Origin of the sequence: Flavobacterium cheniae (genome assembly GCF_004363695.1) — a bacterium.
Taxonomy (GTDB): Bacteria; Bacteroidota; Bacteroidia; order Flavobacteriales; family Flavobacteriaceae; genus Flavobacterium; species Flavobacterium cheniae.
On the sequence record NZ_SNZC01000001.1, the window covers coordinates 508,509 to 529,954 of the forward strand.

General features: G+C 32.3%; 22 protein-coding genes. 15 read left to right on the forward strand and 7 right to left on the reverse strand.

The genetic code is table 11. The features are described from left to right. Nucleotides 1-24: 24 nt before the first annotated feature. The 3 genes from C8D80_RS02400 to C8D80_RS02410 form a co-directional block, all read right to left on the reverse strand. Entirely contained in the window at nt 25-459 is a 435-nt protein-coding gene (locus C8D80_RS02400) for a hypothetical protein (RefSeq protein WP_133606993.1), read from the reverse strand. A 598-nt stretch (nt 460-1,057) separates the two neighbouring features. Beyond that, entirely contained in the window at nt 1,058-1,456 is a 399-nt protein-coding gene (locus C8D80_RS02405) for a hypothetical protein (protein WP_133606995.1), read from the reverse strand. Nucleotides 1,457-1,546: 90 nt separating this feature from the next. Next, nucleotides 1,547-2,968 carry an RtcB family protein gene (locus C8D80_RS02410; protein WP_133606998.1) on the reverse strand — a complete coding sequence of 474 codons (1,422 nt, stop codon included), beginning with the start codon at nt 2,966-2,968 and terminating at the stop codon, nt 1,547-1,549. A 171-nt stretch (nt 2,969-3,139) separates the two neighbouring features. On the opposite strand from C8D80_RS02410, the gene C8D80_RS02415 reads away from it, so the two are divergent. Both C8D80_RS02415 and C8D80_RS02420 read left to right on the forward strand, forming a co-directional pair. Continuing rightward, nucleotides 3,140-3,751: an HD domain-containing protein gene (locus tag C8D80_RS02415; RefSeq protein ID WP_133607000.1), complete on the forward strand. Its 612-nt coding sequence runs from the start codon at nt 3,140-3,142 to the stop codon at nt 3,749-3,751. Between the two features lie 40 nt (nt 3,752-3,791). Further along, nucleotides 3,792-4,817, forward strand: a complete 1,026-nt coding sequence (locus tag C8D80_RS02420; protein WP_133607002.1) for a helix-turn-helix transcriptional regulator — start codon at nt 3,792-3,794, stop codon at nt 4,815-4,817. 155 nt (nt 4,818-4,972) lie between these two features. Here the strand turns inward: C8D80_RS02420 and C8D80_RS02425 are convergent, their stop codons facing one another. Further along, nucleotides 4,973-6,949, reverse strand: coding sequence for an alpha-ketoacid dehydrogenase subunit alpha/beta (locus C8D80_RS02425; protein ID WP_133607004.1), 1,977 nt, complete (start codon nt 6,947-6,949; stop codon nt 4,973-4,975). Nucleotides 6,950-7,323: 374 nt separating this feature from the next. On the opposite strand from C8D80_RS02425, the gene C8D80_RS02430 reads away from it, so the two are divergent. The 10 genes from C8D80_RS02430 to C8D80_RS02475 all read left to right on the forward strand — a co-directional run bounded on the left by C8D80_RS02430 (nt 7,324) and on the right by C8D80_RS02475 (nt 14,559). After that, the gene (locus C8D80_RS02430; protein ID WP_133607006.1) at nt 7,324-8,277 is read left to right on the forward strand and encodes an isopenicillin N synthase family dioxygenase; all 954 of its coding nucleotides are present in this window, start codon (nt 7,324-7,326) and stop codon (nt 8,275-8,277) included. A 118-nt stretch (nt 8,278-8,395) separates the two neighbouring features. Continuing rightward, nucleotides 8,396-8,725, forward strand: coding sequence for a translation initiation factor (locus C8D80_RS02435; protein WP_133607008.1), 330 nt, complete (start codon nt 8,396-8,398; stop codon nt 8,723-8,725). 75 nt (nt 8,726-8,800) lie between these two features. Continuing rightward, nucleotides 8,801-9,667, forward strand: coding sequence for a nucleoside phosphorylase (locus tag C8D80_RS02440; RefSeq protein ID WP_133607010.1), 867 nt, complete (start codon nt 8,801-8,803; stop codon nt 9,665-9,667). Nucleotides 9,668-9,758: 91 nt separating this feature from the next. Beyond that, a complete protein-coding gene (locus C8D80_RS02445) occupies nt 9,759-10,313 on the forward strand; it encodes a GNAT family N-acetyltransferase (protein WP_133607012.1) in 555 nt (184 codons plus the stop codon). 1 nt (nt 10,314) lies between these two features. Next, nucleotides 10,315-10,812, forward strand: coding sequence for a hypothetical protein (locus C8D80_RS02450; RefSeq protein ID WP_133607014.1), 498 nt, complete (start codon nt 10,315-10,317; stop codon nt 10,810-10,812). A 15-nt stretch (nt 10,813-10,827) separates the two neighbouring features. Then, on the forward strand, nt 10,828-11,673 hold the full coding sequence (locus C8D80_RS02455; protein WP_133607016.1) for a substrate-binding domain-containing protein: 846 nt from the start codon (nt 10,828-10,830) through the stop codon (nt 11,671-11,673). A 27-nt stretch (nt 11,674-11,700) separates the two neighbouring features. Then, on the forward strand, nt 11,701-12,630 hold the full coding sequence (locus tag C8D80_RS02460) for a transglutaminase domain-containing protein (protein WP_133607018.1): 930 nt from the start codon (nt 11,701-11,703) through the stop codon (nt 12,628-12,630). Nucleotides 12,631-12,668: 38 nt separating this feature from the next. Continuing rightward, on the forward strand, nt 12,669-13,262 hold the full coding sequence (locus tag C8D80_RS02465) for a hypothetical protein (RefSeq protein WP_133607020.1): 594 nt from the start codon (nt 12,669-12,671) through the stop codon (nt 13,260-13,262). 11 nt (nt 13,263-13,273) lie between these two features. Further along, on the forward strand, nt 13,274-13,804 hold the full coding sequence (locus tag C8D80_RS02470; RefSeq protein WP_133607022.1) for a hypothetical protein: 531 nt from the start codon (nt 13,274-13,276) through the stop codon (nt 13,802-13,804). An 11-nt stretch (nt 13,805-13,815) separates the two neighbouring features. Beyond that, nucleotides 13,816-14,559, forward strand: a complete 744-nt coding sequence (locus C8D80_RS02475) for a DUF3667 domain-containing protein (protein ID WP_133607024.1) — start codon at nt 13,816-13,818, stop codon at nt 14,557-14,559. 46 nt (nt 14,560-14,605) lie between these two features. On the opposite strand, the gene ung is transcribed toward C8D80_RS02475, so the two are convergent. Then, nucleotides 14,606-15,268: a uracil-DNA glycosylase gene (gene ung, locus C8D80_RS02480; protein ID WP_133607026.1), complete on the reverse strand. Its 663-nt coding sequence runs from the start codon at nt 15,266-15,268 to the stop codon at nt 14,606-14,608. An 83-nt stretch (nt 15,269-15,351) separates the two neighbouring features. On the opposite strand from ung, the gene C8D80_RS02485 reads away from it, so the two are divergent. Next, entirely contained in the window at nt 15,352-17,520 is a 2,169-nt protein-coding gene (locus tag C8D80_RS02485; protein WP_133607028.1) for an endonuclease MutS2, read from the forward strand. A 16-nt stretch (nt 17,521-17,536) separates the two neighbouring features. Further along, nucleotides 17,537-17,959: a thiol-disulfide oxidoreductase DCC family protein gene (locus tag C8D80_RS02490; RefSeq protein WP_133607030.1), complete on the forward strand. Its 423-nt coding sequence runs from the start codon at nt 17,537-17,539 to the stop codon at nt 17,957-17,959. Nucleotides 17,960-18,210: 251 nt separating this feature from the next. Here the strand turns inward: C8D80_RS02490 and C8D80_RS02500 are convergent, their stop codons facing one another. Together C8D80_RS02500 and C8D80_RS02505 are read right to left on the reverse strand one after the other, a co-directional pair. After that, nucleotides 18,211-18,957 carry a T9SS type A sorting domain-containing protein gene (locus tag C8D80_RS02500; RefSeq protein ID WP_133607032.1) on the reverse strand — a complete coding sequence of 249 codons (747 nt, stop codon included), beginning with the start codon at nt 18,955-18,957 and terminating at the stop codon, nt 18,211-18,213. 70 nt (nt 18,958-19,027) lie between these two features. Beyond that, nucleotides 19,028-20,194 (reverse strand): proline dehydrogenase family protein, encoded by a 1,167-nt coding sequence (locus C8D80_RS02505; protein ID WP_133607034.1) that lies wholly within the window; start codon nt 20,192-20,194, stop codon nt 19,028-19,030. Nucleotides 20,195-20,289: 95 nt separating this feature from the next. On the opposite strand from C8D80_RS02505, the gene aroB reads away from it, so the two are divergent. After that, the gene (gene aroB, locus C8D80_RS02510) at nt 20,290-21,357 is read left to right on the forward strand and encodes a 3-dehydroquinate synthase (protein ID WP_133607036.1); all 1,068 of its coding nucleotides are present in this window, start codon (nt 20,290-20,292) and stop codon (nt 21,355-21,357) included. Nucleotides 21,358-21,446 lie beyond the last annotated feature (89 nt).

The following is a 21,446-nucleotide window of genomic DNA, read 5'->3' on the forward strand; positions in this document are numbered from 1 at the left end:
ATTTTGAGCTTTGTTCCATTCGATTTACCAATAACTTCCTACTAAAAAAGTTAATCGAATAAAAGTTAGTGTTTTGTTTTCTTCTAAATCTATTGTTTGTTTTAATGTTTCCAAAGCATCATCACCATAAAAAACGGCAAACATTCCATCTTCAAATGCTTGAATGGCTGTTTCTTGTGCCTTTTTTAAATCAGGAAGGTTATGATTGTAAATAGCACCAAAACTCATTTTTCCCGAATCTAAAAGAATAGGTAAATAATGATCGTTTGGTAAATGGGTTTTATCTTCATCATCAACTTCAAAAGACGATTTTGAAAATTGATCTACTTGTTGCGCAACAACTAATTCTAATAATTGCGTCACTGTGACTACTGTGGATGTAGTAGCTAAAACTATAACATTATCCTGAAGTATCGGATGTTTTTTTCCTAATTGTTTGACTGAAATAGTGAGGTTCATATTCAATACACTAAGTTTTTATTGGTTCAACAAGATATGGTTTTTTTAGTAACTGTTTATAGAGTTATATTAAAAAAATATTATTTTTTTCTAAATAATTCCTCTCTCATTTGATTACGCATTCACTCTTATTTTTTACTATCTCGTTTAATCATGAAACATTTTTTTACTTTTTTTCTATTTCTGTCATGCTGAACTCGATTCAGCATCTAAAACCCTATTTTCAATCATTCATAAAACAAAAAAACGCCCTTTTTGCAAAGGACGTTTCGTATATTTTGGTGAAATTTTACTAAAAACAATAACTATTCTTCATAAAAACACATACAACGTCCGTTATGCTCCATAGGAAAATCTATCGCAGAGCGATATAAATTGTTGTTTTTGTGTTTTCATTTCTAGGGCAAATATATTAGAACTGGCGGACTTTTATATAAAAAAGCGCTACTTTTTCAATATCATCATATAACTTGAATACAACATAATACCAATTCAGTTCTGGAACATCAACTGTGAAGATATCTCCTTTTTTATGTTTTTTTACTGCTTGTCTAAATGTTGATTCAACATCCAATTCATCTCTCCAACCAAAATTCCCTCATGGTTTTACATTATGATCCATAGTAAATTGAGCAACTAAATCATCTGAAGAACTTCCTTTTTGATGCATACTCAAAATTTCTTTACGTTTAGAATCTATTGCCTTTTTTGAAAGTTTTGTACCATCAAAAAAAATGTAATTTACTTTTATAGCTACAATAGCTTTTGATTCTAAAAACTTAATATTTTCATTTTTTGCTCTTTGTTGCAATTGGCTTTGGTAATACGTTAAACTATCTTTTGTAGTAGCAATGTAATCAACAAACGCAAAAACAGTTGAATCTCTTTTAATGAATTCTTCTGCATCGGCAACTGAATTTAAATTACTTAAATCAACATTCTGAGCATTTGATATTGAAAATGCAATTAGTAAAACTATCTTATAAAGTTGTTTCATTTTATTTTTAAGATTAATCCAAATATACCAAAAACCCAACTACAAACCGTAAGTAAATACAACGATTTATAATTGAGTTTTCAACATTTTTTAATCCTCTCTTCTCCCATCATCCGCCATTCGTACCATTTTTGGCATAAACTTCGCAACCACATCTACCAAATCTTCTTGGGCAGCCATAACTTGATGAATATCTTTGTAAGCCATTGGCGCTTCGTCTTTTCCTGCTCCAAGAAGCGTTACACCATGATCTTTCAAAATGGCTTGCATTTCGTTTTTAGTAATGGTTTTAATGGCTTGGGTTCTACTCATTTGTCTTCCAGCACCATGCGAAGCAGAGTTGATAGCGTTTTCTTCGCCTTTTCCACGCACTAAAAATCCAGGTGCCGTCATACTTCCTGGGATAATTCCCATTACACCTTTTGCGGCAGGAGTAGCTCCTTTTCTATGCACAATTACTTCTTCTCCATTGTAGGTTTCTTTCCAAGCAAAATTATGATGGTTCTCTACTTTGGCTAAAACAGTTGCTCCCAACGCTTTTTCCATTTTTGTATGAATAATTTCATGACAAGCCGAAGCGTAATCTCCTGCCAAATTCATCGCAATCCAATATTCTTGTCCTAAATCAGAACCTAAATCCAAATAGGCTAGGTTTCTGGCTACTTCTGGAAGTTTACAAGTTTCTTTTGCAATTTTAGTATAATGTCCAGCAATGGTAGCTCCAAATCCTCTCGAACCTGAATGCGTCAACAAAGCCACATATTTTCCTTTCGGAATATTTAATGCAGCATCATCGGTTGCAAATTCTATAATACCAAATTCCACAAAGTGATTTCCACCACCAGAAGAACCCAATTGCGACCAAGCCTTATCTTTTAAGTTTTTAATAAAAGTGTGTTCCGCAAACTCATTTCTATCCAAAACTTCATGATTCGATTTGTATTGTCCCTGAAAACCGTGTCCCGCTCCAAATTTAGAATGGGCAACCAATTCTCTTTTGAATTTTGCTTCATTTTCATAATAAAATAACTCCGGAATATCATAAATTGACAATGCCATTCTACAACCAATATCCACTCCCACACCAAAAGGAATCACCGCATTATTAGTCGCTAAAACGCCACCAATTGGCAATCCATAACCTTGATGCGCATCAGGCATTAAAGCGCCCGCAACAGTAATAGGTAACTGCATAGCAACTTGCATTTGTTTAATAGCACCTTCTTCAATTTTATCGGCACCATACAAAGCAAAATCAGCTGGATTTGGATTTAAAGCGATGAAATCTTCTGGTTTTTCATTGTCTTTTTCAATAATGGCTTGTGCTAATTTTCCAAAGATTTTATGTTCTAAAAATGCTTCAGGATTTTCTAATACCAAGGCATAATTAGATAACATTTCCTCTTTAGTAAATCCTGTTCTTTTGGCATTAGCTTTCAAAGCTACACCTATTAAAGATCCCTCTGGATATCCTAAGGCTAATAAATCGGTTCCGTTAATTTTAGTTTCCATGACGTTAAATTTATATTTTTTATTTGAATTTTATTGCTTTCGAGAGCCTGATGCATGTCCAACGATACATCAGGCTAACTACCCTTTGTTTGATGAAGCAAAGGTTTTACAGTTCTACGCAATTATTTTGCGCACTAAAAAAAGAATTGTATTTTTGAATAAATTCTGATTATGAATCTAAAAGAAATATATACAAACCTATTGCTTAAAATAGGCTTTACTCCCAATGAAATCAATACTTTATGGTTGGATTTAGAGAAAGCGTATTCCAAAAAATCACGATACTATCACAATCTGACTCATTTGGAAGAAATGGTGTTTTGGTTCTCGAAATACAAAGAGCAACTACAACAGCCAAGCGAAGTACTTTTCAGTGTATTTTATCACGATTATGTGTACAAAGTCACGAGAAAAGACAACGAGTTAAAAAGCGCTGAACACGCAATTGCACTATTAAAATCAAATCATAAACTCAACAAAAAGCAGGTTTTTGACCATATTCTAGCTACACAATTGCACCAACACAACGAAAACGAAGATAGCAACTGGTTAATCGATTTTGATTTAAAAATCCTTTCTAAAGATTGGGAAGATTATAAAATCTATTGCCAGCAAATCAGAAAAGAATACAAAATCTATCCCGATTTTCTCTACAATCCCGGCAGAAAAAAGGCTTTAGAACATTTCCTAGAAAACAAAAACATATATCAAACCCAAGAATTCAGAACACTTTTTGAAGCTAAAGCAAGAGAAAATATCCAAAAAGAAATAGCTACTCTGTAGAACTGAACACTAAAAACTGAACACTGAACACTTCAAAAAAATGGCTCAAAATAAAAACGCTCTCATCCGCTACAAAACCATTGACAAATGTTTGCAAAACAACTACCGTCAATGGACTTTAGAAGATTTAATGAACGCTTGTAGCGAAACTTTGTACGAATACGAAGGCAAAGAAAATCCAGTAAGCAAACGCACCATTCAATTGGATATTCAAATGATGCGCAGCGAAAAGTTGGGCTACAATGCCCCTATTGAAGTCTATGACAAAAAGTATTACCATTATGCCGAAGAAGATTTCTCCATTACCGATATTCCCTTAACCGAAACCGATATTAATGTCCTAAGTGAAACGGTTTCTATGTTGAAGCAATTCAAAGATTTTTCTTTATTCAATGATGTTTCAGACATTCTGCAACGCTTAGAAGATAAAATCTATGCCGAAAAATCACATACCCAACCCGTAATTCATTTGGACAAAAATGAGAGTCTAAAAGGCTTGCATTTTTTAGATGAAATTTATCAAGCGATAGTTAAAAAAATAGTTTTAGTAATTACCTATAAGTCATTCAAATCCAAAGAAGAAAATCAATTTCACTTTCATCCCTTCATTTTAAAAGAATTCAATAATCGTTGGTTTGTAGTAGGGCGAAAAAAAGTCAGTCAACCAATCGCTAATTTAGCCTTAGACCGTATTATTAAAATTGATTACGATTTTCAAATGCCATTTTTGGAGCAACCTTTTAATCCAGAGAACTATTATAAAAATGTAATTGGTGTTACTGTAAATTCAGGCTTACAGCCAAAACCTATTCAACTTTGGATAGATCAATACAACGCACCTTATGTACTAACCAAGCCACTCCACCGTTCCCAAAGATTACTAAAACAAAACGAAGACGGAAGCATTATTATCAACCTATTTCTAATCGAAAACTACGAAATGGAGCGCATTCTTCTAGGTTTCGGAGATGGCTTAGAAGTCCTAAAACCAGAACGTTTACGATTACGAATGAAAAGTATTTTAGAAAAATCATTAAAACGATATGAAAGAAGCCCGGAACTCTAAAAATTTCTTTTCTTTCATAAAGTTATAGGTAGACACTAGGTAGATACTCCGTACATACTCCATAGATAGTGTATAGATAAAGTATGGATAGTGTATGCAAACCAAAATAAAAAAAGACACCCGAAAGTGTCTTTTAAATTATTTATGATGATGAATTAATAAGCTAATAATTCCTTTAATTCGGTTTCAAATCTAACCTTTGGTAAATATTGATCTTCTAATGATTTCATAAACGGAATAGCCGATTCTAAACTTCCAACTCTTCTAACTGGAGCGTCTAAGTATTCGAAACAGTTTTCCATAATCATTGCTGAAATATCGCTGGCAACACCACCAAATAAAGTATCTTCTTGTAAAATGATTACTTTGTTTGTTTTCTTAACCGAAGCGTAAATCGCATCCCAATCCATTGGTTGTAAAGTTCTTAAATCTAATAAGTCTGCTTTAATTTCTGGATTTTTAGCCAAAGTTTCTAAAGCCCAATGAACTCCTGCTCCAAATGAAATAATCGTAACATCTGTTCCTTCTTTAATCAATGACGCTTTTCCGAAAGGTAACGTGTAATAATCTTTTGGTACATCTTGATACACACTTCTATACAATTGTTTGTGTTCGAAGAATAATACTGGATTTGGGTCATTAATTGCGGTATTCAATAATCCTTTCGCATCATGAGGAAATGCTGGATAAACTACTTTTAATCCTGGTGTTTTGGTAAACCAAGCTTCGTTGGTTTGTGAGTGGAAAGGTCCTGCTTGAGTACCACCACCACAAGGCATACGCACCACTACATCCGACTTTTCTTGCCATCTGTAATGTTGCTTAGCTAATAAGTTTACGATTGGATTAAAACCAGTAGAAACAAAATCCGCAAATTGCATTTCCATTACAGCTTTAAATCCGTTTATTGACAATCCGTTAGCTGCTGAAACTACAGCACTTTCACAGATTGGTGTATTTCTAACTCTTTCTTTTCCAAATTGCGCTACGAATCCGTCCGTAATTTTGAAAGCACCACCATATTCTGCAATATCTTGTCCCATGATTACTAAATTCTCATGGCGTTCCATCGACTGACGTAAACCATTCGAAATAGCATCAATCACACGTATATTTTCAACTTCCGAAGATGGATTAAATTCTTCAAACGTATAAGGTTGATAAACATCACCTAACTCTTCTTCTAATGAAGCTACAATTTCTGGCTCTTCTTGAACTTTTGCCCAATCCGTATCGATTTCTTTCTTAATTTCAGCTCTAATTGCTTCATCTTCTTCCTCTGATAAAACTGCTGTAGCTTTTAAGTAGTTTCTATAATTCTCTACTGGATCTTTGATTGCCCACATGTCCATTAATTCTTGAGGAACGTATTTCGTTCCACTCGCCTCTTCATGTCCACGCATTCTAAACGTTTTGAACTCTAATAACACCGGACGCGGATTTTCTACCATTGAAGCTTTTAATTCCGATATCAAATGCACTACTTCTAATAAGTTATTTCCATCTACAATGTGGCTTTCCATTCCGTAACCTACACCTTTATCTGCAAGGTTTTCGCAACGGTATTGCTCATTGGTTGGAGTTGATAATCCGTAACCGTTATTTTCAATCACGAATAAAACTGGTAATTCCCATACTGCAGCAATATTCAAAGCTTCGTGAAAATCTCCTTCCGAAGTAGCTCCTTCACCAGTAAAAACTGCAGTTACTTTTCCGTTTTTTCTTAATTTATTGGCCAAAGCAATTCCGTCAGCAATCCCTAATTGAGGACCTAAATGCGAAATCATACCAATAATCTTATATTCTTGCGTTCCAAAGTGGAAACTTCTATCACGACCTTTTGTAAATCCGTTTTTCTTTCCTTGCCATTGAGAAAACAAACGGTGCAACGGAATTTCACGAGTAGTAAACACTCCTAAATTACGGTGCATTGGTAAAATATATTCATCTTTATCCAAAACCGAAGTGATTCCGACAGAAATTGCTTCTTGTCCAATTCCAGAGAACCATTTCGATACTTTTCCTTGACGGATTAGAATCAACATTTTCTCTTCAATCAAACGCGGTTTTAAGATTTTCTTATATAAATCAAGTAGTTGCGAATTCGATAATTCTTTTCTTTCAAAGTTCATGATAGTGGAACGATTAAATTTTGCTCAAAAGTAATAAAAATAACATTTTGAAAGCGAATTGTTATAAAAAAAGAAAGTTAAAAAATCAAAGTCAAGGACAAGAACAAATTCAAGTTCAAATTTTAAACGCAAAGTCGCAAAGTTTTTTTTGCAAAGTTTACAAATGAATTAATCATAAAAGTAAAACCTCTCTGTGTAGCTCTCTAAACACAAAGTATTTCAAAAAAACTCAGTGTAGCTCTGTGTAATCAAACTTTTTACTTTTCACTTTTCCAATTGTTAATAACTTTACTTTTTTGAATTTAAAATATTTAATTACATTTGTATTTACTTGGGTTATAACCCAAATGATTTATTAACAACAAAGCTTAAGTATGCAACAAATTCCTAGTGTTGACTTACGTGATTTCCTGTCGGATGATCCGGCACGTAAACAAAAATTTGTAAATGAAATCGGAAAAGCCTACGAAGAAATCGGATTCGTAGCATTAAAAGGTCATTTTTTAGATGACAAATTAGTTGAAGGATTGTATTCAGAAGTGAGAAACTTCTTTACACTTCCTTTAGAAACCAAAGCAAAATACGAAATCCCAGGCATTGGAGGACAACGTGGTTATGTTTCTTTTGGTAAAGAACATGCTAAAGGTCGCTCTGCTGGAGATTTGAAAGAGTTTTGGCATTTTGGACAATACGTTAGCGAAGGCTCAAAGTACGCTGGCGAATATCCAGACAACGTGGAAGTAACGGAATTACCTAAATTCAATGAAGTAGGTAAAGAAGCTTACCAAATGTTAGAAAAAACAGGTGTATATGTGTTAAGAGCGTTAGCACTTTACATTGGTTTAGACGAATTCTACTTTGATAAATTTATTAAAGACGGAAACAGTATTTTACGTCCAATCCACTACCCACCTATTACTGACGAACCTAAAGACGGAGCCGTTCGTGCAGCAGCACATGGTGACATCAACTTGATTACCTTATTAATGGGAGCTCAAGGAAAAGGATTACAAGTACAAAATCACAATGGAGAATGGATTGATGCTATGGCACAACCAGACGAGTTGATGATTAATGTTGGGGATATGTTATCAAGACATACCAACAACAAGTTGAAATCAACGATTCACCAAGTGGTAAATCCACCAAGAGAATTGTGGGGTTCTTCTCGTTATTCAATTCCTTTTTTCATGCATCCAGTAAGCGACATGAGTTTAAATTGCTTACCAGAATGTATCGATGAAAATAATCCAAAATTATATGAAGATATCACCGCTGGTGAATTTTTACATGAACGTTTGGTAGAATTAGGATTGATTAAGAAGTAATTTATTTTAAAATAGATAGAAAAGGCATTAAGTTTTCTTGATGTCTTTTTTGTTTTTTATAAAATCTACCATAAAACACACTAACTTTGTCATTAAAGAACTTGTTAACTTATCAAAAATGGATTTAAGCGAACAATTAAAAAAACTATTTCCAGATCATCAACCTTTAGAAGAAGAAAAAAAAGAAATTCTTCCTCACGAATTATTCGTTCAAAAAGAACCAATGATTTGCAAATATGAGAAGCGTAAAGGAAAACCTACCACGATTATTTCAGGATATGAAGGCGAAGACGAAGATTTTAAAATCTTAGCGAAGGAAATCAAAAGCAAATTAGCCGTTGGTGGCACTTTTAAAGATGGTGAAATCATCATTCAAGGTGATTATCGTGATAAAATCATGAAAATACTACAAGACAAAGGATTCAAAACAAAACGAGTTGGAGGTTAAATTCAATAAGTGAATTTAAAATTATGAAATAAAAATGGCTTAAAGCGTATAGCCTAAAGCATAATACAAAAACAAATGATAGCAGCATCAGAATTAATATTAAATCCAGACGGAAGTGTATATCACATCAATTTAAAACCTGGACAAATCGCTAACGACATTATCTTCGTTGGTGACCAAAACCGTGTAGAAAAAATCACAAAACACTTTGATTCTATTGAGTTTACTACTCAAAAACGTGAATTCAAAACTCAAACCGGAACTTACAAAGGAAAAAGAATTACGGTTATGTCATCAGGAATTGGTCCAGATAACATCGACATAGTAATGAACGAATTAGACGCTTTGGTAAACGTTGATTTAGCAACTAGAACCGTTAAAAATGAATTGACTTCATTGAATATAGTTCGTATCGGAACTTCAGGTTCGTTACAAGCGGATATTCCTTGCGATAGTTTTGTAATGAGTCAGTATGGATTAGGATTGGATAACATGCTTCGCTCCTATTTAATTGATGAAATTTCGGAAACCGAAATGGAAGAAGCTTTTATCAAGCAAACGAATTGGGACATGAGAAAAGGTCGTCCATACGTAATTGCAGGAAGCAAAACGTTAGAACAAAGATTAGAAAGTGATAAAATTTTTAAAGGATTCACAGGAACCGCTGGTGGATTTTACGGTCCACAAGGTCGTGTAGTGCGTTTAGGAATTCAAGATCCAGAATTAAATTCTAAAATGGATAGTTTCAATTTTAATGGAACTAGAATGACTAATTTAGAAATGGAAACTGGTGCTATTTATGGTTTAGGAAAACTATTAGGTCACAACTGTTTATCTTTAAATGCTATCATCGCTAACCGTGCAACTGGAACTTTCAGTGAAGACCCATACAAAGCTGTAGATGAATTAATTGAATATACTTTAAATAAGTTAGCAGAATAACCAAAACTTCAATATTCGTTGTTCAAAATTGACTATTCCAAGTTTAAACGTTGAGTATCGAATAACGAATGTTGAATGATGAAATTATAAAATGGATTTAATACTAGAAACACCAAGACTAATTCTAAGAGAAATGCGACATGAAGATGCGAATTCTTTATTTGAAATGGATTGCAACACTAATGTTCATAAATATTTATGGCAAAAACCAGTTGTTCAAATTGACGAAGTTTACGCTTACATTGATATGGTTAGACAACAATACATCAATAACGGAATTGGACGTTTTGTAGCTATTACTAAAGATACTAATGAATTAATAGGTTGGACAGGAATTAAATTTGTAAACGACCATGTAGAAAACGGAAACACCAATTTCTATGATTACGGTTATCGTTTAAATGAAAAATTTTGGAACAAAGGTTTCGCTACGGAAGCTTCAAATGCTTGGTTAGACTATGGTTTCAATCAAATGAAAATTCAAGAAATGAATGCTTACACCCATTCCCAAAACGGTGCTTCTAATCATGTTTTGCAAAAAGTAGGTTTCAATTTTATGGAAGATTATCCTGATGAAAATGGTATAACTTGGAAATGGTGGCAGTTAAAAAATTTAGAATTTAGAAATCAGAATTTAGAACGTTAGAATGAATTTTGAAGAGCTAATTGATAAAGTAAAAAACATTCCTTATGGAAGAAATGCTAATAGGTATGATTTTACATTAGTACTTTCTGAAAATAAAGGAACTTGCAGTTCGAAACACGCTTTCTTAAAGGATTTTGCTGATAAAAATGAAATTAAAAATGTAAAGCTATACATTGGAATATTCAAAATGAATGAAGTAAATACACCAAAACTAGGTGATTTACTCTCAAAAAATAATATCAATTACATTCCTGAAGCACATTGTTATTTAAAGATTAATCAAATTCCAGTTGATGCTACAACATCGGATTCTTTTTATGATAAAATAAAGCACGATATTTTAGAAGAAATCGAAATCATTCCAAATCAAGTAAGTGATTTTAAAGTAGCATATCACAAGGCTTTTTTAAAAAAATGGATTGAAGAAACCAATCAAAATAATACCTTTGAAGAAATTTGGAAAATTAGAGAACAATGTATCTCAAAATTATCTGAATAATCTAATAAAACCATAATGAAAACAATTAAAATAGCTGGAGTTCCAGAGCATTTCAATTTACCTTGGCACATGTGTATTGAAGATGGCGAATTTGAAGCCGTTGGAATCGATTTGCAATGGAGAGATGTTCCAGAAGGAACAGGTAAAATGTGCCAAATGTTACGCGATGGCGAAACCGATATTGCCGTAATTCTGACTGAAGGCATCATAAAAGATATTGCCGCTGGAAATCCAAGTAAAATTGTGCAAGTTTATGTGCAAAGTCCATTAATTTGGGGAATTCATGTAGCAGCAAATTCTAGTTATAATTCACTTTCCGATTTAGAAAACAAAAAAGTAGCAATTTCTCGAATGGGTTCGGGTTCGCATTTGATGAGTATTGTGAATGCTCAAAATCAGAATTGGAATACAGAAAATCTACAATTCGAAATCGTAAATACCATTGATGGCGCAGTTGAAAGTCTAACTTCAGGAAAAGCAGATTATTTCATGTGGGAACGTTTTATGACGCAACCTCTTGTTGATAATGGAATTTTTAGAAGAATTGCCGATTGCCCTACTCCATGGCCTTGTTTTGTTATTGCTGTTCGTAATGAAGTTTTGGAACAACATCCAAAAATCATCGAACAAATTTTAGACATTATCAATACAACTACAGAAGAATTCAAGTTAATTCCTAGCATTGACAGAACTTTAGCTTCAAATTATAATCAGAAAGTTGAAGCAATTCAAGAATGGTTAAAATTAACCCGTTGGTCGCAAAAACAAATGACAGCTCCAACATTTGATAAAATAATGGAACAACTTTTGAAGCTTCAAATTATCGATAAAAAATTACCAAAAGAATCGATACTTAAATAATTCCGTATTTTTATCATTTTAAACGAAATGACAATTAAAATTCCTACTATCGCTGAACTAAAAGAAAAGCTTTCTTTACCAAAGCCATGGGATATTGTTGTCATTTTTTTATTGAATATCTTAATTGCAATTCCTACTTTTCTAATTGCTCATCAAAATTTAATCGATTTAGAATGGATAATTCATTTAGATAGAATTATCATTTTTATTATCATTTTAGTAATAATTCAACTTCTTTTACGATTGGTAAAAACAATTATTATTCTAATTGTCTTCTTGTATCTAATTGCTTTATTGTACGGAACTTTATTTGGAAATTACGGATTTAATAGAGTCTTTGAAGATTATCGTTATATGGTTTATTCTATGAGCGAAACTCCCAATCCACAAGATATAATAGTTGCAAAACTGCTTCCATTTCCCAACAAATCGAAAATTATTAATGCTGTTGATTTTGCAAATCCAAAAGTTAGAAATTTTGCACTATCAGCAACTACAAAACATTTTAAAGAATTTAGACAAACAGGTGATAGGCGAAGAATGATTCAATGTTTTGCTGTTTTTAAGGAAATTAGAAACCGTTGGAATTACGTCAACGACCCAAAAGGAAGAGAATATATTGCTTATGCTTCTGAAAGTTTACAACATTTCTCTGGTGATTGTGATGATCATGCGGTTTTAATGGCTGCTTGCATTAAGGCTGTTGGCGGAACACCTAGAATTATTCATACGGGTGGTCATTTGTATCCGGAAATGCTAATTGGAAATAAAAACGATCTAGAAACTGCTATCTATCTAATTAAGGAAGAGCTTTTTAAACAAGAAAGCCACAACCAGCAAATTCATTATCATATTGACGAAAGAGGTCAAATTTGGCTGAATTTAGACTACACAGCAACCTATCCTGGAGGTAAATTTATGAGCGAAGAAATTCTGGGAGAGCTCACTTTTAATTGATTAAATTTTTCTATATTTACAAAAAATAACAACCTTTTATGAAGAAAATAAGCTATTTATTAGGATTATTTCTATCGGTAAGTGCTTTTGCGCAAACAAATAACAACACTGCAACTGATACCATTGTATCGCCTATCTTAGCTAAGAAAAACGAAGTTAAAGTAGATGTTTTAAATGGTATAGCTAATGGAAAATTAGGCATTTCTTACGAACGTTTTATAAACAAAGATTTCTCAGTAGGTATAACAGGTATGATGTTTAACAAAAACAGCAAAACCGATGATTTCCTTACAGATGACACTCGTACTTTGATTGACTATCAAGTAATTCCATATGTGCGTTATGCCATGTCAAAAAGTGCAACTAATTTATATTATTTAGAAGGTTTCGTTAATTTTAACGGTGGTGAATTTAAAGAACTAACTACGTTAAATAATGGCGTTGCTGATTATGTTGTAGTTACACGAAACGACTATAGCGATATTGCATTAGGAGGTTCCGTTGGTTATAAATTATACTTTAAAGAAAGTTTTGTAGTTGATTTGAATGTTGGTATTGGAAAAAACTTATTTAATGAAGATAGTCCATCAACAGTAGCACGATTAGGAATTAATTTAGGTTATAGATTTTAAAAAGAAAACATATGAAAAAATATATTCAATATATATCAGTAGCTATAATAGCTTTAATTTTTACAGGTTGTACCGAAAGCGATGATGAATTTTTTGCTTCTAAAATTGTTACTTCAAATGAATTAATTGAAGTTAATGTTACTAGTAATGAATTAAACGTATCTTGTTATGTACCGAGATTATTACCTCAAGATACAAATCCATTTGATATTTATTTGACAAGTAATTCTAGAAAAATGTTTTTTAATTATACATTAGAAAAGAAAAACACAAATGGCGCATGGGAATACATTACACCTACTAGCGTAACTACGGTTGAAGGCGAAAACGAAATAGGAGACTATATTTCTGGAATAGCGGTTTTAGACGCTTTAGATACCACGTATGAATACGAATCAGATATTACTTTAGCAGCTGGTCAATATCGTATTCTTATTGATCCTGAAATTGTTTCTTTAAACTCACAAAATGCAGTAATGGTAACCGTTAAAACAAGTACATTCGGAATTCCATCAAACGCTTTAGAATTTACTGTGAATTAAATCCAATTACAATGCAAGTAACTTGTAAAAATTGTGATCAAACCTATTCCGGACACTTTTGTAATAATTGTGGACAACCGGCTGATACACATAAATTAAATTTACATTTTATTTTGCATGATATACAACACGCTTTTTTTCATTTTGATAAAGGCGTTTTATTCACTGCTAAAGAATTATTTACTCGACCTGGAGATTCGATAAGAGAATTTATTGAAGGAAAACGAGTTAAACATTTCAAGCCTATTTCTTTAGTAATTATTTTAGCTACTTTGTATGGCGTTTTACGCCATTTATTTCATTTTAGTGTTTTAGACAAAAAAGTGGTATCTGAAATTCAAGGTGTGGAATATGAAAGTTTAAACGAATGGATTTCACATCATTATTATTGGATAATATTATTGTCTATTCCAATGTTTTCAATAGCTTCTTATTTAGTTTTTAGAAAACAAGGGTACAATTTTATAGAGCATTTTGTCTTAAATGCTTACATGGCTTCACAACGTTTAATTCTTAGAATTGCTATTTTTCCAATTACCAAATACTACACTGAATCTAGCTACAATAAACTATTTGTTGATATCTTAATGCTAATGGATATCGTTTTGATTTTTTGGACGTACATCACCTTTTTCAATAATTTATCAAGAATTAAATCCTTTTTATATTCCATCTATAGCTATTTATTGTTTTTGGTAATATTCTTTATTTTGCTGCTACTAAGTGTTTTAATTTTTGATATTCATGTGGGGTAATGTGTCAACTATTTTTAAATTCTAATTAATTGGATCTTTTAGTCCACTACCACTCTATTTCCTCTATCCCTTTTTCTCTCAAATAGTCATTCGTCAATTTAAAATGATTATGACCAAACCATTTTTTATGCGAATACGCAAACGAAGGATGTCCGCTTTCTAAAACCAAATGCTTATTCCTATCTATTAGTTTACCTTTTTTCTGTGCAAAACTGCCCCAAAGTAAAAAAACCACATTTTCAGATTGTTCGTTAATCAAATCAATCACAGCATCGGTAAAAACGTTCCATTTTAAGTGTTTGTGGCTGTTAGCTTCGTCTTTTCTTACGGTTAAACCTGCATTTAACAACAAAATGCCTTGTTTTGCCCATCGTTCTAAATTACCCGATGTTGGGAATAGAATTCTATCGTATTCGTTATTAATTTCCGTATAAATATTTTTCAAAGATGGCGGAATCGCCACACCATCATTCACTGAAAAACACAAACCATTCGCCTCACCTGTTCCATGATACGGATCTTGTCCAATAATTACCACTTTCGTATCTTGAAAATCAAATTGTTCAAAAGCTGAAAAAATCAGTTCTTTTGGCGGGAAACAAGTCGTATTAGTGTATTCTTGTTCCACTTGTTGCATCAATTCTACAAAATATGGCTTCTGAGATTCAGTTACTAATAAGGTTTGCCAAGACTCGTTTTTGATAAACATTTTATAATTTTTACCAAAAATATAAATTTCTATTGCAATATGCCTTTATTACTTTGTAACTTTGACCTAACAGAAAAAGAAAAATGATTTCGATTACCCAAAAAACGCTACAAGATTTAGAATTTAATACCGTTTTAGAAACGATTGCCAGCCGTTGCAACACCGATATTGGTGAAGCAAAAGCATTGGCAATAACACCTTTTAAAAACAAAGAAGAACTGCTTATTAATTTGAAGCAAACTTCTGAATATTTGTCTTCGTTTTCCAACAATAACGCCATTCCGAATCACGGATTTGAAAACATTAACTACGAATTAAAATTCCTAGCTATCGAAGATAGTTTCTTGGAAGTAGGTAGTTTTAAAAAGATTGCCAACCTTTCGGAAACTGCCATTACGTTGATTCAGTTTTTAAAGAAATTTGAAGAGTATTATCCAAATTTATATCAAAAAGCTTCCCAAATTGACATTGTAAAACTGATTTTGCAACGTATTGACGAAGTGGTAGATAAATTCGGTATCATCAAAGACAACGCTTCACCTGATCTGATTGATATTCGAAGAAATATAAACGTGGTTCGAGGCAAAATAAACCAAAGTTTTGGTATGGCTTTAAGCCAATATAATTCACTTGGCTATTTAGATGACATTAAAGAAACAGTTGTTGAAAATCGCAGAGTTTTAGCGGTTTTAGCCATGTATCGAAGAAAAGTAAAAGGCTCTATTTTGGGAAATTCTAAAACAGGAAGTATTGCCTATATCGAACCCGAAGCGGCACAACGTTATTCTCGCGAATTAAACAATCTAGAGTTTGAAGAACGCGAAGAAATCATGCGAATTTTGAAACGTTTAACTAATGAAATTCGTCCGTTTACTGAAACTATTGCGGCTTATCAAGACTTTTTAAGTGATGTTGATGTGATTGCTGCTAAAGCCAAATACGCATATAAAATCAATGGAATTCTTCCTAATATTATCGAAGAAAAGCGACTTTTTTTTAGAGAAGCCTTCCATCCTATTTTGTATTTGAACAATAAAGAAAAAAAGGCAATTACCTATCCACAAACCATCGAATTACACAACGAAAGTCGCATTATTGTGATTTCGGGACCCAATGCTGGTGGAAAAACGATTTCCTTAAAAACCGTAGGATTACTACAATTAATGTTGCAAAGTGGGATATTAATTCCAGTCCATGAACGCAGCGAAACCTTTTTATTCGACAGAATCTTAACAGATATCGGAGATAATCAATCTATTGAAAATCATTTAAGTACATACAGTTACCGATTAAAGAACATGAACTACTTCTTAAAGAAATGTAACGAAAAAACATTGTTCTTAATTGATGAATTTGGAACTGGTTCTGATCCTGAATTAGGAGGTGCTTTGGCTGAAACTTTCTTAGAAGAATTTTATGCCCGTGAAGCTTTCGGAATTATTACTACGCATTACAGCAATTTAAAAATATTAGCAAACGAATTACCTTTTGCTTCCAACGCGAACATGATGTTTGATGAGAAATCATTAGAACCTATGTACAAATTGATTTTGGGTCAAGCCGGAAGTTCGTTTACATTCGAAGTCGCACAGAAAAATGGTATTCCATTCGGTTTAATCAATCGTGCGAAAAAGAAAATTGAAGGCGGAAAAGTTCGCTTTGACAAAACGATTGCTACACTTCAAAAAGAGCGTTCAAAATTGGAAAAAACGTCTTTAAATTTAAAAGAAGAAGAAACCAAAGCACGTGAAGAAAGTAAGAAAATGGAAACCATCAACGCTAAAATTCAGGATAAATTAGAACGTTATCAGGAATTGTACGATGCAAACCAGCGTTTGATTTACATCGGGCAAAAGATTGATGATATTTCGGAAAGTTACTTCAATAATAAAGACAAAAAGACATTAATTGGTGAGTTTTTGAAAATGGTTGAAATCGAAAATTCGAAACGTAAAAAACTTTCGGTTAAAGAAAAGAAAGTTAAAGAAGTTATCCAGAAAAAAGTAGAAGAAGAAGTTAAGGTGATTGTGGAGGAAATTCGTGTGGTTAAGAAGGAAAAGAAAATCAAAGCCAAAATTGAAGAAGAAAACAAACCAAAAGTTACTTTAAAAGTTGGCGACAGAGTTCGCATGATAGATGGAAAAGCGATTGGAACCATTGATGTAATCGAAAAAACAAAAGCAACAGTGAATTACGGAATTTTCACCTCAAAAGTAAGTTTAGACCAATTAGAATACGTGCAACCTGCATAACATTTAGAAGCATATTATGGAAATACAAGATTTGCCACAAGATAAAAAAATAATATTGTTTGATGGCGTTTGCAACCTTTGCGATTCGTCGGTTCAATATGTAATCAAACACGACAAAAAAGATATTTTCCGATTTGTCTCGCTTCAATCGGAATTAGGTCAAAACATTTTAAAACACATCGGAATTAATCCAATTCATACTGATAGTATTGTTTTATATGAACCAGGAATTTCTTATTATTATAAATCAACAGCTGCTTTACATATCGCAAAAGGATTAAGTGGAATTTTTACTTTTGCAACGGTCTTTCAGATATTACCAACAGGATTAAGAGATTTCGTTTACGATTACGTAGCAAAAAATCGTTACAAATGGTATGGCAAAAAAGAAGCCTGTATGATTCCATCACCTGAATTAAAAGCGAAGTTTTTAGATTAAGTTTATATGATAATTATCAGGTAATAAACAATTGCTACCCTTTATCTTTGTGTAAATTCTAACCTTTGTAACTATGGCAAATTTATTATTACCACTTTATTCGCATAGCAACGGAACTTTCATTATGATTATTGTTTTTGCGCTTGTGTGTCTAGGCTTAGTTGGCGCAGTAATGCTAATGATGAATAGTGATAAAAAGAAAAAAAACGACCAGTAAATCTGGTCGTTTTTAGTTATAAGTAGTATAAAAATTAATTTTTTACTAATTTCTTTACTGCGTTACCTTGTTCAGTATCGATTACTAAAAAGTAAACACCAGTATTTAAACTTGAAATATCTAACGTCATTTCGTTTGAAGCAATACTAGGAATTTCAGTTCTGATTGCTCTGCCGTTAATATCAATAATTCCTATTTTTCTTATCGGCATATTGTTACCCGAAATAGTTACTAAACTTGATGAGGGATTTGGATAAACATTAAAAGTAGAAGAAACAAAATCATCATTTGATGCAGGTGTTTCAGAAACACCAGTTAAGGTTATCGTTAGATTAGTCCAAGTTCCAGATGCACCTGCCCCGCTATATGCGTTACCTAACCAAACATTATACGTAGGGTTGGTAGTAAAGTCCAAAGGGGTTAATAAAGTATAAGTACTATTTAATACTGTGCCAAGTGTCGAACTATTTCCACTTGCCCATTGATGTCTTTCTGTAGCTCCTAAATTACTAAAACCACCTGCCTGTAATAACCCATTTAGAGCTAGAGTAGAAGTTGGTGTAACATAAATAGCTAAATCATTTGCGTAAGTATCCGCCAATGTTGCAGTCAATGTAGCTTGCAATGCAACCGCAGTCAAAGTTCCTTGTAACTCATTGTCAGTGTATAACTGACCGAATTGAGTAGCTGTATAAGTTATTGGACCAGGGGCATTTAAAACAATCTGACCTTGTAAGTTAAACAACGTAAAAAAAGAAAATAAAAGTAATGTTTTTTTCATAATTAAAATTTTTATAATTGATTATCAAAATTAAGCATTAAATTAATACAAAAACAACTTTAAGAAAAAATTATAACTTTCTTCTTTCCTTCTCTTTTTTAATCAACGTTAGCTCCCTACTCGTTTGTCCAGCTACTGAAGTATTTTCTTCTGCTCTTCTTATTAAGTAAGGCATCACATCTCTAACTGGACCAAACGGCAAATACTTAGCAACATTATAACCGTTTTCTGCTAAATTAAAACTAATGTTATCACTCATTCCAAGTAATTGACCAAAAAAGATACGTTTATCGTTTTTAGAGATTCCTTTTTCAGACATTAATTGCATTAACTTATACGAACTTTCTTCATTGTGAGTTCCTGCAAAAATTGCCATTTTATCTATATTTTCAACCATATACAATACGGCAGCATCATAATTAATATCGGTAGCTTCTTTAGAAACACAAATTGGCGATTTTAATCCACGTTCAGTAGCTCTATCATTTTCTTTTTCCATATAAGCACCACGAACTAATTTCATTCCAATATAAAAACCTTCCGATTTTGCTTGTTCGTGCAAACTTTTCAAATAATCTAATCTGTCCCAACGGTACATTTGTAACGTATTAAAAACAATGGCTTTTTGTTTATTGTATTTGCGCATCATATCGGTAACAATAGTATCTGCCGCATCTTGCATCCAACTTTCTTCAGCGTCAATTAATAACAAAACGTCTTTTTCATGCGCAGTTTTACAAGCCAAATCGAAACGTGCAATTACTCGATTCCATTCTTTTTGTTCAGCTTCTGTTAAAACCGACTTCTCTCCTACTTTTTCATATAAATCTAAACGACCAAAACCAGTTGGTTTAAAAACCGCAAACGGAATAGCTTCACGTTCTCTTGCAAATTCAATTGTTTTTAAAGTCATTTCTAAAGCAGCGTCAAACTGAGCTTCTTCTTCTTTTCCTTCCACAGAATAATCCAAAACCGAAGAAACTCCTTTGGTAAACATATTATCCACTACTTTTAAACAATCAACCTCATTTACACCACCACAAAAATGATCAAAAACGGTTGAACGAATTAATCCTTCAACAGGCAAATGAGCTTTAAGGGCGAAATTAGTAACGGCGGTTCCTATTTTTACAAGTGGTTGACTTGCAATTAGTTTAAAAAGAAAATAAGCTCTTTCTAATTCGGTATCACTCTTTAAAGAAAAAGCAACTTGGGTATTGTCAAATATTTTATTCATGATATTTTTGATAAAAAGCGACACAAATATACATCAGTTTTTACGAATTTTAAATAAAAAATGCCTTATTTTGCAATAAAATTCAAGCTTTTTACATGCAAACAATTACAGCCAACAATTATAATGTTTACTTTGATTCTAAAGGATATGAAACTTTGGCAGAAATGCTAAAACCATCTCATTATTCTAAGATTTTTATTTTAGTAGACGAAAACACATCTCAATATTGTTTACCACATTTATTAAATAATTTGGCAACTGAAATCGAAATTGAAATAATCGAATTAGAGGTTGGAGAAATTCATAAAAATATTACTACTTGTACTGAAGTTTGGGGCGCCTTGTCGGATTTAGGTGGTGATAGAAAAAGTATTCTTATAAATTTAGGCGGTGGTGTAATTTCTGATTTAGGTGGATTTGTGGCTTGCACATTTAAAAGAGGAATTGACTTTATTAATATTCCAACTACTTTACTTTCTATGGTTGATGCGTCAATTGGTGGAAAAAATGGAGTGGATTTAGGAAATTTAAAAAATCAAATTGGAATCATTCGAGAACCCAAAGCTGTGATTGTTGATACACAATTTTTAAATACTTTACCTCAAAACGAAATGCGTTCTGGGTTAGCCGAAATGCTGAAACATGGATTGATTTTTGATAAAAAATATTGGGATAAATTTAAAAATTTAAAAGATTTAAGCACAGAGGATTTAAATCATTTAATTCATCAATCTATTCAAATAAAAAACACTATTGTATGTGAAGATTTAACCGAAAATGGGATTAGAAAATCTTTGAATTTTGGTCACACTTTAGGTCATGCAATTGAAAGCTATTTCTTAGAAAATAAAGATAAAACAAGTTTACTTCATGGTGAAGCAATTGCGGTTGGGATGATTTTAGAAAGCTATATTTCCAGAGAAAAAGGATTATTAAAAAACGAAGAATATCAGGAAATCAAATACATTATCAATGATATTTTTGAACGAATTGAATTCACTCAAAACGAAATTGAAAAAATCATTGAATTGCTGATTTTTGACAAAAAAAATGAGTTTGGAAAAGTACAATTTGCCTTGCTTGACGGAATTGGGAAAATTAAAATCAATCAAGAATCAGATAACGAATTGATTTACAAAGCTTTTAGAGATTATTCCGTGTAATTATTTTTTTATTTTTTCTTTATTTATTAGCCATTTTATTTTTTAACTTTGCCCTAATGAAAGAAAACAAAAAACAATCAAATTTCAAT

Bases quoted from the DNA above. Each gene is read 5' to 3' on its own strand.
- C8D80_RS02400 (WP_133606993.1), bottom strand. From the start codon at position 459: ATGAACCTCACTATTTCAGTCAAACAATTAGGAAAAAAACATCCGATA.
- C8D80_RS02405 (WP_133606995.1), bottom strand. From the start codon at position 1,456: ATGAAACAACTTTATAAGATAGTTTTACTAATTGCATTTTCAATATCA.
- C8D80_RS02410 (WP_133606998.1), bottom strand. From the start codon at position 2,968: ATGGAAACTAAAATTAACGGAACCGATTTATTAGCCTTAGGATATCCA.
- C8D80_RS02415 (WP_133607000.1), top strand. From the start codon at position 3,140: ATGAATCTAAAAGAAATATATACAAACCTATTGCTTAAAATAGGCTTT.
- C8D80_RS02420 (WP_133607002.1), top strand. From the start codon at position 3,792: ATGGCTCAAAATAAAAACGCTCTCATCCGCTACAAAACCATTGACAAA.
- C8D80_RS02425 (WP_133607004.1), bottom strand. From the start codon at position 6,949: ATGAACTTTGAAAGAAAAGAATTATCGAATTCGCAACTACTTGATTTA.
- C8D80_RS02430 (WP_133607006.1), top strand. From the start codon at position 7,324: ATGCAACAAATTCCTAGTGTTGACTTACGTGATTTCCTGTCGGATGAT.
- C8D80_RS02435 (WP_133607008.1), top strand. From the start codon at position 8,396: ATGGATTTAAGCGAACAATTAAAAAAACTATTTCCAGATCATCAACCT.
- C8D80_RS02440 (WP_133607010.1), top strand. From the start codon at position 8,801: ATGATAGCAGCATCAGAATTAATATTAAATCCAGACGGAAGTGTATAT.
- C8D80_RS02445 (WP_133607012.1), top strand. From the start codon at position 9,759: ATGGATTTAATACTAGAAACACCAAGACTAATTCTAAGAGAAATGCGA.
- C8D80_RS02450 (WP_133607014.1), top strand. From the start codon at position 10,315: ATGAATTTTGAAGAGCTAATTGATAAAGTAAAAAACATTCCTTATGGA.
- C8D80_RS02455 (WP_133607016.1), top strand. From the start codon at position 10,828: ATGAAAACAATTAAAATAGCTGGAGTTCCAGAGCATTTCAATTTACCT.
- C8D80_RS02460 (WP_133607018.1), top strand. From the start codon at position 11,701: ATGACAATTAAAATTCCTACTATCGCTGAACTAAAAGAAAAGCTTTCT.
- C8D80_RS02465 (WP_133607020.1), top strand. From the start codon at position 12,669: ATGAAGAAAATAAGCTATTTATTAGGATTATTTCTATCGGTAAGTGCT.
- C8D80_RS02470 (WP_133607022.1), top strand. From the start codon at position 13,274: ATGAAAAAATATATTCAATATATATCAGTAGCTATAATAGCTTTAATT.
- C8D80_RS02475 (WP_133607024.1), top strand. From the start codon at position 13,816: ATGCAAGTAACTTGTAAAAATTGTGATCAAACCTATTCCGGACACTTT.
- ung (WP_133607026.1), bottom strand. From the start codon at position 15,268: ATGTTTATCAAAAACGAGTCTTGGCAAACCTTATTAGTAACTGAATCT.
- C8D80_RS02485 (WP_133607028.1), top strand. From the start codon at position 15,352: ATGATTTCGATTACCCAAAAAACGCTACAAGATTTAGAATTTAATACC.
- C8D80_RS02490 (WP_133607030.1), top strand. From the start codon at position 17,537: ATGGAAATACAAGATTTGCCACAAGATAAAAAAATAATATTGTTTGAT.
- C8D80_RS02500 (WP_133607032.1), bottom strand. From the start codon at position 18,957: ATGAAAAAAACATTACTTTTATTTTCTTTTTTTACGTTGTTTAACTTA.
- C8D80_RS02505 (WP_133607034.1), bottom strand. From the start codon at position 20,194: ATGAATAAAATATTTGACAATACCCAAGTTGCTTTTTCTTTAAAGAGT.
- aroB (WP_133607036.1), top strand. From the start codon at position 20,290: ATGCAAACAATTACAGCCAACAATTATAATGTTTACTTTGATTCTAAA.